We start from the raw sequence: 10,824 nt of genomic DNA on the forward strand, positions 1-10,824 counted from the left end.
GAGGGGGCAGGGGGTTGGGGGCAGGGTGGTGGGGCAGCCCCCACCCCCCTGCCCCTGACCCTGACCTCAGTCCTTGAAGTAGTCGGTGAGCACGCAGCCGCTGACGAGCGCCTTCTCCTTCACGTACCCGCTGGGCGGGGCGAAGTTGGGGTTGCAGTTCAGGATGTACAGCCCGCCCGGCTTGGTCATGGCGCTGATGGCGTTGCGGCTGGTGGCGATGACCGCGAAGTCCTGGCCGACGGCGAAGCCGCCGTTGATGCCCTTCTTCGGGTTCGCCGCGAGCTCCGCGTCGATCGACGCCTTGTAGGCGGCCTGGAAGGCCTTGGCGTCCTTGAGCATGAAGATGCGGGTGCCCTTGCCGCAGTCGCCGCGTTCGGTGACGGACCACTTGGCGTCGTACTGGGCGTCGTCGTCCCAGTACTCGTAGTCGTTCTTGTCCGTGGCGGCCGAGGTGCACTTCGTGTACCCGTTGACGTAGCGGGCGGCCGCGGCCATGGTCGCCGCCTTGGGCAGCTGCTGGAAGGCGGTCCCGTTCTTGGGGGCGTTTCCGTTGACCCCGCCGTTCTTGGTGGGGTTGTCCAGGGTGCCTTCGTTGGGGCCCCCGTCGCCCTCGCCGGTGCCACCGACGACGGAATCCCCGCCGATGCCTCCGATCGCCTGGTCCCCGCCGCTTCCGCAGGCGGTGAGGGGGAGGAGGGCCGTGACGGCAATGACAGTGGTGAGCAGTGACTTGATACGCACGGCCGGGACTCTAGGGCGATGATCATGTCCACGGCAAACCGGAGGAGGGGGGTGACTGCGGTCACACGGGAAAGTTCAAAAAGCCGCAAATCGGACAAGGCTGCGGTTTCCGCATGACGGAACCTCATGTCCGGGGCTGTTGAATTGCGGATAGATGCCTGAGTAAACCTTGTATTGCGAGCTCGTGAACTGTCTCCGTCTGCGGATTCCAAGGGATTTGGGCCTGCGGGCTTCCGGACTTAAGCCCTCCAGATGTGGAAACCGCAGCATCTAACGTCCTGACACATGACACAGCTGGACGTTCGGCCTCAGGTCACAGACACGGCAGGCGGCGGCGCCGGGGGCGCCGGCGACGTGCGCGGCAAGGGCCTCGGCAAGGGCTCGGTCGGCCTGATGGGCAGCGCCGTCATCGGCATCTCGACCGTCGCACCCGTCTACTGCCTGACCTCCACCCTCGGCTCCACCGCGGGTGAAGTCGGCGTCCAGATGCCGGCGATCTTCCTCGCCGGCTTCCTCCCGATGCTCCTGGTGGCCTTCGCGTACCGCGAGCTCAACAAGGCCATGCCGGACTGCGGCACCTCCTTCACCTGGACCGTCAAGGCCTTCGGCCCGCGGATCGGCTGGATGTGCGGCTGGGGCCTGGTGATCGCCACGATCATCGTGCTCTCCAACCTCGCCGGCGTCGCGACGTCCTACTTCTGGCTGCTGGCCGGGGAGATCACGAGCAACCCCTCGATCGCGGCCCTGGACGACAACAAACTCGTCCACATCGCCACCTGCCTCACCCTCATCGCCGCCGCGACCGCCATCAGCTACCGCGGCATGACGGCCACCAAGGGCATCCAGTACGGCCTGGTCGGCCTCCAGCTCGTCGTCCTCGGCGTCTTCGTCGTCATGGCCTTCCAGAAGGGCTCCGCCGGCACCTTCGACACCGGACTGGACTTCTCCTGGTCCTGGATGAACCCCTTCGCGGTCGAGTCCATGGCGGCCTTCACCGCCGGACTCTCGCTCTCGATCTTCATGTACTGGGGCTGGGACGCCTGCCTCGCCTCCAACGAGGAGACCACCGGCTCCGCCAAGACCCCCGGCCGCGCCTCGCTCATCGCGATGGTCGTCCTCGTCGGCTCGTACCTGGCCACCGGCATCGCCGCCCAGATGGCCGTCGGCTCCGGCGGCGCGGGCCTCGGCCTCGGCAACGAGGAGACCTCCGACAACGTCTTCGCCGCCCTCGCCGGCCCCGTCATGGGCCCGGTGCTCGGCATCCTGCTCTTCGTCGCGGTCCTGGCGTCCGCCGCCGCCTCCCTGCAGACCACCTTCATCCCCGTGGCCCGCACGGTCCTCGCCATGTCGACGTACAAGGCCCTGCCGGCCTCCTACGCCACGGTCCACCCGCGCTACAAGACCCCCGGCCGCGCCACGGTCGTCGCGGGCGTCGCCACCGGCGTGTTCTACACGGTGATGACCCTGCTCAGCGAGAACGTCCTGACCGACACGATCTTCGCCCTCGGCCTGATGATCTGCTTCTACTACTCCCTCACGGCCTTCGCCTGCGCCTGGTACTTCCGCCGCGAACTGCGCGCAGGCGCCCGCGACCTGCTCTTCAAGGGCGTCTTCCCGGTCCTGGGCGGCCTCCTGCTGGCCGCGGTCTTCTGCAAGACCCTCTACGACGCCTGGGACCCGTCCTACGGCTCCGGCTCGCACATCCCCGGCCTCGGCGTCGGCAACGTCTTCGTCATCGGCGTCGGCCTCCTGGCCCTCGGCCTGGTCGTCATGTTCCTCACCGAACGCCGCACCCCGGCCTTCTTCCGCGGCCAGACCCTGACGAAGTCCACCCCGTCCCTGGTGGTCGAGGACTGATCCGCCCGGCTCACTCCAAAGTGGGGGTGCGTGGTGACCCCGGGGTGGGCGGGTCGTTGGGTGGGGCATGAACGCCATGAAGCGCAGCCTTGCCGCCCTGGTGCTTTCCGGGGGCGCCGCACTCGCACTGACTCCCGGCCTCGCGCACGCCGCCGACGGGCAGCCCGCCCAGGGGCAGCCGATCGTCGAGCGCGCCGCCGGCATCGTCGACCACCCCGCGCACACCGTCCAGGAAGCGAAGACGGCCGTCGCCGTCACCGCGGCCGCCGCCGGGTCCGCCTCGAAGGCGACCGACCCGTCCCTCGGGGGCGCCCTGTCCGCCGGTCTGCCGAAGGCCCCGAAGGTCGGCTGAGCCGCCCCTCAGCCCGTACGGGTCACCAGCACCAGCGGGATCTCCCGGTCCGTGGCCGCCCGGTACGCCGCGTACGAGGGCATCGCGGCGACCACCGCCGGCCACAGCCTCTGCGCCTCGGCCGCGCTCGCGCGCCGCGCCGCCGCCGGGAAGGTTTCCGTGCCGACCTGGAGGGTCACCGCAGGGTCGGCCTCCAGGTTCAGGTACCAGGCCGGGTGCCGGTCGGCCCCCGCGTTCGACGCCGTCAGCACGTACGCGGCCCCGTCCCCGGCCCCGGCCCCGCCCCCGTCCCCTTCCCCGTCCCGTACGTAGGCCAGCGCCGTCCGGCGGTGCAGACCGGACTTCCGCCCCCGGGTCGTCAGCAGCAGGTCGCGGATCCCCGGGCGCGGCACCCCGCCGGTCTCCTCGAAGCGGCGGATGTGCTCGGCGACCCACGGGTTCGGGCTGTCGCTCACGCCGCCGCCACCCCCGCGTGCGCGGCGTGCACCGTCGGGGCCACGGCCTCGTCCAGCACCGCCCGCGCGAAGTCCGCGTGCGAGATCCGCCCCGCGGCGTCGGCAGGAGCGAAGGCGTAGCCCCCTGCGGGCTCCCCGTCGGCGAAGTCCCCGGCCGGGCTCAGCACCGCCCAGTCCAGCCCGGCCGGCGCCGCCGCCCGCAGCGCGTCGGTACCGTCGCCGTGGCCGACGGAGAACTCCCGCCACTCCTGCGGATACCCCGGGGTGTCCATCAGCAGCGCCCCCGACCCGGTGGGCAGTACGGAAGCCAGGCCGACGGACACCAGCCGCCGCACCCCCGCCTCGGACAGCCCCACCGCCAGCGCCCGCCCCGCTGCCGGGAAGAACTCCCCGGGCGCCACCTGCGGGTCGTACACCGCCGCCACGGCCAGGTCGTGCCCCGCCGCCAGCCGCGCCACGTCCACCGCCGACGTCACCTCCCCGTCGGCCCGCCCCGCCACGGTCACCTCGTACCCCCGCGCCCGCGCCTCCGCGACCACGGCCCGCCCCACTCGCCCGCGCCCGCCGAACACGATGATGCGGCCGACTGTTTCCTGCTCGTTCGTCGTCATGGGGCGAGCGTAGGAGGAGGGCTGGTTACCGATCGGATACCGGCCTACCGTGGGGATCATGACGCAGCAGCCCCTGGACCCGGAGATGTTCGACCCCGTCTGCCCCTCGCCCCTGGTCCCGTTCCGGATCGGCGACAAGTGGGCGACCCTGATCCTGCGCTGCCTCCAGGACGGCCCCCGCCGCTTCTCCGAACTGAAGGTCCCGCTCCCCGGGATCACCTCCAAGTCCCTGACGCAGTCCCTGCGCGGCCTGGAACGCGACGGCTTCGTCAGCCGCACCGAACACGACGGCCCCGAGCGCCGCGTCGAGTACGCCCTCACCCCGCTCGGCCGCGGCCTGCTGGGCCCGCTGGACGCGGCCTGCGAGTGGACGCGCGAACACTGGGACGACCTCCTCGACGCCCAGGAGGCCGGCCTGGCCGCGGCTCAGCCCCAGGTACGGGAGCAGAGCACCAGCCGGTAGCCGTCGGGGTCCTCGACGGTGACCCCGTACTCGTCCCAGTACGGGTTGTGCGAGGCGACCCTGGTCCCGCCGTGCTCGACGAGCCGGCGCACGAGCGCCTCGTCGGGCGCCTGCCCGAGGTACACCACGAACAGGTCGTCCACGGTGGGCGCGGGCGCGACCGGATTCTCGGGGTCCCGGGTCAGCTCGAAGTGCCAGCCGCCCCCGGCGGGCCCGACCATCAGCAGGTCGTGCTCGCCGGACACGCGCTCAGCGGTACGCCACTGCACCGCGAGCCCGAGCCCGTCCACGTAGAACCGCTCGGCGGCGATGAGGTCCCGGGACGGGCGGGCGATCCGTATGTGGGTCTGCGCGGTGATCACGCGGCGGAGACTACGCCGCCGAGGAAGGCGGTCCAGGCCGTCGGGGCGACGGCGAGCTCGGGGCCGGCCGTCTGCTTGGAGTCGCGGACGTGCACGGCGTCGGTGCAGGACGCGACCTCGACGCAGTCGTCGCCTTGGCTGCCGCTGTAGGTGGACTTGTGCCAGGAGAGGGCGACTTCGATGCAGCTGTCACCGTCGCCGCTGCTGTAACTGCTCTTGAACCACCGCAACCGGGAGCTGTTCACAGGGATCCTCGCATTCGCATCAACAGGCCCGCACTGTCCGCAGGATTGAGGGCCTGGATGCGAAGTTTGGCATACCGCTGGTGGAGGACGCTGACGTCTTTCGGGTCGGATATCACTCGACCCGTCTGCTGTCCTTCGGTGTAGCCCAGCCACTCATGCTCCTGGGTTTCGAGGAGCTGGAAGGGGCCGCCGAGGCCCGCGTGCTGCGGGCTGACCTTCGGCATGATCTGGAAGTCGACGTTGGGTAGCTTCATGCACTCCAAGAGGTGGTCGATCAGTTCGCGCGTCACCTCCGGACCGCCGGTCTGCTTCTCGATCACCGACTCGTCGATGATGAAGCTGAAGACGGTGAAGGGCGTGCGGTACAGCAGCCGCTGGCGGTCCAGACGGGCCGTGATGCGCGCCTCCACCTGCTCGGGGGCCGGGGGCGGCACCACGCTCTCGATCAGTGCCCGCGCATACGCCTCCGTCTGCAGCAGCCCCGGGATCGACCGGCACTCGTACGTATTCAGCGTGACGGCGGCCTCCTCCAGCTCCGCCCACCGCCGGAACCACTTTGCCAGCCCCCGGCGCCGGTTCAGGCGCTTCGCCGCGATGCGGATGACGCCGAAGGCGTCCAGCACCTCCTCCGTCCGGTCGACGAACCTCGGTGACGGGTGGCGGCGGCCCTGTTCCACCGAGCCGACGTACTGGACCGAGTAGCGGACCAGCGGGGCCAGTTGCTCCTGGGTCAGGCCGGCGCGTTTGCGGCAGGCCTTGAGCGTCTCGCCGAAGTTCCGCAAGTCGCTGTCCGGCTCCACCTCGCCGTCACGTTCACCGTCACCGCTGTTGTCGGCCCTTGCCATGGCGGTCACCTCCCCGGACCAGGGTCACGGGGTGTGACCGCTACTGTCCAGAGAGTGTGCTCGTACAGATGAAAAGTAGCGGTTCGCGTGCTGTGAACTGATCTGGCCGCACGGGAGGTTGCCGCCATGACCGCACTCTCCGGCGCCGCCGGCCCCACCCCGGCCGTCCTCGTACGCACGTTCACCCAGCGTTTCAGCTGCACCCGCCGCGGCGCCAGGCTCGCCCGGCAGTTGGCCCTCGTGGAACTGCACGACTGGGGCATCCCCGAGTCCACCGCGCTCGCCGCCGACGCGGGGCTGCTCGTGGCCGAGCTCGCCTCGAACGCCGTCACCCACGGGCGGGTGCCGGGGCGGGACTTCGAGCTGCGGATGGTGCTGCTGGAGGGCGTGCTGCGGCTTGAGGTGTCCGATGCCCGCCGCGACCGGCGCCCCGAGGTCCGCCCGCACGCCTACGGGGCCGACTCCGGTTACGGGCTGCGCATCGTGGACGCCGTGGCTGGCGCCTGGGGCGTCTCGGACCGCCTGATCGGCAAGACCGTCTGGGCGGAGCTGGGCGTTGGCTGACACCCCGGTCGGGGAGCATGCGTGCGACGGTCCCGAAGACCGTCACCGCAGAGCCGTTGCGGTGGCCCGCATGCGGCAGATGATCGCCGACGGCGAGACCGGCTTCTCCGTGCCCCCGCCCGGCCGGTCAGGCGCGCCAGCGGGGTGCCTCGTCGTCGGGGGTGTCGGGACTGGCGAAGTGGAACGGCACACCGAGGTGGTCCGCAAGTGAGCGGCCCGCGTCGGTGGCCGCGTCCGCGCCGCCCATGTGGCTGTAGACGGTGGCCAGGGGGTGTTCGGAGGCCGGGTCGTCCGCGATCGCCCGCAGCACCACGAACCAGTCGTGGACGGTGTCCCCGTCCCAGAGGGCCTCGATCGCCACCACCCGGCCCCGGATGCCGCAGGCGCGGGCCGCGAGGGAGTCCAGGTCGAGGGGGGAGTCGGGCGTACGGGCCACCCTCGCGCCGAAGTGCTCGTAGCGGCTGTGGACGATCTTCTGGGCCTCGACCAGGCCGATCCCCCGGGCGCGGCCGGTTTCCCAGGCGACGCGGATCGCCTGGAACCGGTTGTCCTGCAGGACGTAGCCGTCGACCTGGCCGCGGACACCGGCGGGGAGTTCCTCCCACCGGGCGGTCATGAGCGGGCCTCCGGGACGAAGATGCTGACCCGGTAGGTGGTCGGGTGCACCAGGCGGCCGCAGAAGGTGTCCAACCGGAGCTGGTCCGCGGTGGCCACGCCCTCCTCGTACAGGCGGCGGACGCGGTCGCGGAACTCCGCCTGGTCCTGGGTGGAGAACAGCGGCTCCCAGTGCCCCGGCGTCGCGTCGCGGCGCCGCTGGGCCGCCTCCTGGCGATTCTTGCGCTTGCACTGTCCCGGCATGCCGCCATGGTCGGACACGCCGGGCCCGCCCGTCGACGGAGTTTCAGAGGCTGTGGCCGCGGCTGTTGATATGACTGGCCAATGCCACGGATCCGTCGTGCGCAGATCTGGCCGAGTTTCAAAGGACATTGTGAAAAAAACATCCATAGGGACGTCAGTCGCGGCAGCAGCCTGCCTGTTGCTGGCTTCCGCCGTCGCCCCGGGGTCGGCCGCCGCCGCGGCACAGCCGTCGGTCTGGGTCGCGAGCGGCGCCGACCACGTCTTCTCCTCCTCGCCCGCACCCCAACGGCCAACGAACGCGGTGACGCTGTTCGCGGCGCGCAACGAGGTCCAGGCCGCCCAGATCGTCGTTCGCGCCGCGGGGGCGCTGAACGGCATGTCGGTACAGGCGAGCGACCTCACCGGGCCGGGCGGAGCCGTGATCCCGTCCTCCCGGATCACCGTGAACCGCGAGTACAACCACCCGAGCATCTCGAAGATCCCGAGCGGCCGCCAGCAGGAGCCGCCGGACGGTGGCGCGGCGTACTACGACGCGCTCGTCGGCAACGCCCCCCACCAGCTGGCACCGAACACCACGCAGCCCTACCACTACAGCGTGGCGGTGCCCACCGGGCAGGCTCCCGGCACCTACACCGGCACGGCCACCGTGCGGAGTTCGGCCGGTCCGGTGGACGTGCCCGTCTCCGTGAAGGTGTACGACGCCGAGGTGCCCCCGGCGAACCGGTCGACGTTCCGGATGAACAACTGGTTCACTTCGGTCGGCTGGGACTACAAGTGGACGGCGTCGTCCATACCCGACCAGTACGGGGTCTCGGCCTTCTCCCCCGAGTGGTGGACGCTCATGGGGAACTTCGCCAAGAACCACGCCAAGCACCGCAACAACGTCATCTACGCGGACTTCCAGGCCCTCTCCATCCCCGACACCACGCTCGTGGACGGCAAGTACACCTTCACCTGGAAGAACTTCGACCGCTTCGTCCAGCTCTTCCAGGACTCCGGAGCACTCCAGTACATCTACACGCCCACCCTCGTCGAGGACGCCGGCCGGAACCTGGAGGCGCTCGTCGCCGACGGCAACGGCGGGGTGAAGATGGGATACCTGACTCCGGGCTCGCAAGAGGCCACCGCGTACGTCGACACCGTGCTCCCCGCGCTGAAGGCCCACCTCGACTCCAAGTGCCTGGACGCGGGGCCGACCTGCGCACCCGGCCGCCGGTGGAGCGACGCGTTCTACATGAGCGCGGTCGACGAGCCCTACAAGGCCGACCAGACCCAGGTTTCCGCCGCGCGCTGGCTCTACGAGCGCTTCCGCGCGTACTTCCCGCAGGGGCAGACGAACGAAGCCCACCACGAGGCGGTACCCGCCCTGGACTCCGTGCTCGGCACCGTCACGCCGCTGCTCGACGATCACTACGACGCGAACGCGGGCTACTACCAGAACCAGCGCCTCGCCGGCAAAGACCTGTGGCTCTACTACTGCATCGGCCCGCGGGACCGCCACCCGAACCGCTTCATCAGCTACCCGCTCTCCGACTCCCGTCTGACGCCGTGGATGGCCTCGGCGGTGGGGGCCAAGGGATTCCTGCACTGGGGCTGGAACATCTGGACGCAGCCGACGGGTGACCCGCAACGCTTCGACCACGTCGACACCTTCGACGGCTCGACCAACGGCGATCCGTTCCTGGTGCGCCCGAACAAGAACGCCCTCGACGTCTACGACAGCATGCGCAGCGAGGCCCTGCTGGCCGGCATCCAGGACTACGAGCTGCTGAACCGACTCGGCGCCGTCAAGCCGGTCCTGGCACGGGCGCTGACCGCGTCCCTGATCACGAACACCACCGAGTTCACCACCTCGGGCGCGGAGCTCGACCAGCGCCACAAGCAGATCCTTGACGCCCTCACCGGGCAGGGACCTGACGCCTCCTACCCGTTCACCGAGGACTTCTCCGCGGGCGACGACGCCGAGTGGCGGCACACCCGCGGCTCCTGGTCGGTCACCGGTGACCAGGCCTACGTACAGAGCAGCACCGCCGCCGACTGGGACACGGTCTCCGCGGTGGCCGGACGCGCCTACGGGGACGTCGCCGCGTCCGTGGACGTCCGGATCACCGGTGTCAGTGCCGACGGCGGCGCCACCAACTGGGCCGGTCTGACCGTCCACAGCCAGAACCCCACCGACCGGCAGACCGGGTACCTGGTGGCGCTGCGCGACAACGGGGAGGTCTTCGTCAACCGCAGCGGCGCCGACCTCGCCAAGGCGAAGGTGCCGGGCTACACCTCCGGCCAGACGGTCACCCTGCGGGCCGTCACCCGCGGCTCCGCCCTCAAGGTGTACGCCGGAGCGACGGAGCTGATCTCGCTCACCGACACGGGCTACCCCGTCGGCAACGTCGGACTCGCCACCGGCGGAGCCAGCGCCCGGTTCGACAACGTGCGGCTCAACCCCGGCGGCAACCCCGTCGAGGGCGCCGCGGTCACCGCGTCCAGCAGTTACGAGGCCGACGGCTGGAGCGCGAAGGCGCTCACCGACGGCCGCCGCTCCCTGCCCACCGGCACCAACGGCTGGAGCAGCGTCGACAACCTGTCCGTCGACCACACCGAGTCCGTGACGGTGGACCTGGGGGCCGAGCGCCGCATCAGCCGCCTGGACCTCTTCGGGCGCGCCGACGGCGCCAACACCGGGCTCGGCTTCCCCGTCGACTTCACCGTCCAGGTGTCGACGGACAACGCCACCTGGACCACCGTCGCCGACAAGCGCGACCACCCCAGGCCGGACGCTTCCGCGCAGTCCTTCCCGTTCGCGCCGGCCGACGTGCGTTACGTCAAGGTCACCGGGACGAAGCTGCGCAAGGACCCGCACGGCAACCACCACCTGCAACTCGCCGAGATCGAGGCGGCCGGCGAGAACCTGGCCGCGAACCGGCCCGTGACCGCGTCGAGTTCCATCGAGGGCTCGGGATGGAAGCGCCGGGCGGCCACCGACGGCGCGCTGAACTCGGCGCAGGGCTACTCGCTGGGCTGGAGCAGCCAGAAGTCGGCCACGGCCGCGGCCAACGAGTGGATCACCGTCGACCTCCAGGGGTCGAGCCTGATCAGCCAGGTCCGGCTCACGCCGCGCACCGACGGGGTGAACACGGGGCTCGGCTTCCCGGTCGACTTCACCGTTCAGGTCTCGACGGACAACGTCAACTGGACCACCGTCGCGGACGAGCGCGGCCGGCCGCGCCCCGGCGCCGACACCCAGACCTTCTCGTTCGAGCCGGCCGTGGCCCGCTACGTGAAGATCAGCGGCACCAGGCTGAGTGTCGACCAGTTCGGCGAGCACTACATGCAACTCGGTGAGATCGGCGTCGGCTGACGCCCGGATCTGCCGCCGCCCCGGCATGCCCGACACCGTCGGGCCGGCCGGGGGGTTTAGGATCCAGAATGGGTTGAGAGGTAAATCGGGAAGCCCTCCCGGACGCGCACGAA

At 70.7% G+C, this 10,824-nt stretch carries 13 protein-coding genes; 5 read left to right on the top strand and 8 right to left on the bottom strand.

Annotated features, from left to right (window positions below):
• Positions 1-66: 66 nt before the first annotated feature.
• The gene (locus ACFWB8_RS13415) at positions 67-741 is read right to left on the bottom strand and encodes a hypothetical protein (protein ID WP_385225415.1); all 675 of its coding nucleotides are present in this window, start codon (positions 739-741) and stop codon (positions 67-69) included.
• A gap of 285 nt (positions 742-1,026) precedes the next feature.
• On the opposite strand from ACFWB8_RS13415, the gene ACFWB8_RS13420 reads away from it, so the two are divergent.
• Positions 1,027-2,598 carry an APC family permease gene (locus ACFWB8_RS13420; protein WP_385225417.1) on the top strand — a complete coding sequence of 524 codons (1,572 nt, stop codon included), beginning with the start codon at positions 1,027-1,029 and terminating at the stop codon, positions 2,596-2,598.
• A gap of 67 nt (positions 2,599-2,665) precedes the next feature.
• Positions 2,666-2,950 carry a hypothetical protein gene (locus tag ACFWB8_RS13425; protein ID WP_385225419.1) on the top strand — a complete coding sequence of 95 codons (285 nt, stop codon included), beginning with the start codon at positions 2,666-2,668 and terminating at the stop codon, positions 2,948-2,950.
• A gap of 8 nt (positions 2,951-2,958) precedes the next feature.
• Here ACFWB8_RS13425 and ACFWB8_RS13430 read toward each other — a convergent pair whose 3' ends face one another.
• Positions 2,959-3,405 (bottom strand): nitroreductase/quinone reductase family protein, encoded by a 447-nt coding sequence (locus tag ACFWB8_RS13430; RefSeq protein WP_385225421.1) that lies wholly within the window; start codon positions 3,403-3,405, stop codon positions 2,959-2,961.
• Complete coding sequence (locus ACFWB8_RS13435; protein ID WP_385225423.1) at positions 3,402-4,016, bottom strand: NAD(P)-dependent oxidoreductase; 615 nt, start codon at positions 4,014-4,016, stop codon at positions 3,402-3,404. Before ACFWB8_RS13435 ends, ACFWB8_RS13430 begins: the two co-directional genes overlap by 4 nt.
• A gap of 58 nt (positions 4,017-4,074) precedes the next feature.
• Here ACFWB8_RS13435 and ACFWB8_RS13440 point away from each other — a divergent pair, with 58 nt between their 5' ends.
• Positions 4,075-4,479, top strand: coding sequence for a winged helix-turn-helix transcriptional regulator (locus tag ACFWB8_RS13440; RefSeq protein ID WP_385225425.1), 405 nt, complete (start codon positions 4,075-4,077; stop codon positions 4,477-4,479).
• Here the strand turns inward: ACFWB8_RS13440 and ACFWB8_RS13445 are convergent.
• Genes ACFWB8_RS13445 through ACFWB8_RS13455 form a run of 3 tightly spaced genes read right to left on the bottom strand, consistent with a single transcriptional unit; the run spans position 4,443 to position 5,931 of the window.
• Positions 4,443-4,841, bottom strand: coding sequence for a VOC family protein (locus tag ACFWB8_RS13445; RefSeq protein WP_385225427.1), 399 nt, complete (start codon positions 4,839-4,841; stop codon positions 4,443-4,445). The genes ACFWB8_RS13440 and ACFWB8_RS13445 overlap by 37 nt on opposite strands.
• Positions 4,838-5,086, bottom strand: a complete 249-nt coding sequence (locus ACFWB8_RS13450) for a DUF397 domain-containing protein (RefSeq protein WP_385225429.1) — start codon at positions 5,084-5,086, stop codon at positions 4,838-4,840. Before ACFWB8_RS13450 ends, ACFWB8_RS13445 begins: the two co-directional genes overlap by 4 nt.
• The gene (locus ACFWB8_RS13455; RefSeq protein WP_385225431.1) at positions 5,083-5,931 is read right to left on the bottom strand and encodes a helix-turn-helix domain-containing protein; all 849 of its coding nucleotides are present in this window, start codon (positions 5,929-5,931) and stop codon (positions 5,083-5,085) included. Before ACFWB8_RS13455 ends, ACFWB8_RS13450 begins: the two co-directional genes overlap by 4 nt.
• 126 nt (positions 5,932-6,057) lie before the next feature.
• On the opposite strand from ACFWB8_RS13455, the gene ACFWB8_RS13460 reads away from it, so the two are divergent.
• On the top strand, positions 6,058-6,495 hold the full coding sequence (locus ACFWB8_RS13460) for an ATP-binding protein (RefSeq protein WP_385225433.1): 438 nt from the start codon (positions 6,058-6,060) through the stop codon (positions 6,493-6,495).
• Between the two features lie 127 nt (positions 6,496-6,622).
• On the opposite strand, the gene ACFWB8_RS13465 is transcribed toward ACFWB8_RS13460, so the two are convergent.
• Positions 6,623-7,111 (bottom strand): hypothetical protein, encoded by a 489-nt coding sequence (locus tag ACFWB8_RS13465; protein ID WP_385225435.1) that lies wholly within the window; start codon positions 7,109-7,111, stop codon positions 6,623-6,625.
• Positions 7,108-7,353, bottom strand: coding sequence for a hypothetical protein (locus ACFWB8_RS13470; RefSeq protein WP_385225437.1), 246 nt, complete (start codon positions 7,351-7,353; stop codon positions 7,108-7,110). Before ACFWB8_RS13470 ends, ACFWB8_RS13465 begins: the two co-directional genes overlap by 4 nt.
• 178 nt (positions 7,354-7,531) lie before the next feature.
• Here ACFWB8_RS13470 and ACFWB8_RS13475 point away from each other — a divergent pair, with 178 nt between their 5' ends.
• A complete protein-coding gene (locus ACFWB8_RS13475) occupies positions 7,532-10,711 on the top strand; it encodes a discoidin domain-containing protein (RefSeq protein ID WP_385225439.1) in 3,180 nt (1,059 codons plus the stop codon).
• Positions 10,712-10,824 lie beyond the last annotated feature (113 nt).

Origin of the sequence: Streptomyces sp. NPDC060031, assembly GCF_042736805.1 — a bacterium.
In the GTDB taxonomy this organism is placed as follows: Bacteria; Actinomycetota; Actinomycetes; order Streptomycetales; family Streptomycetaceae; genus Streptomyces.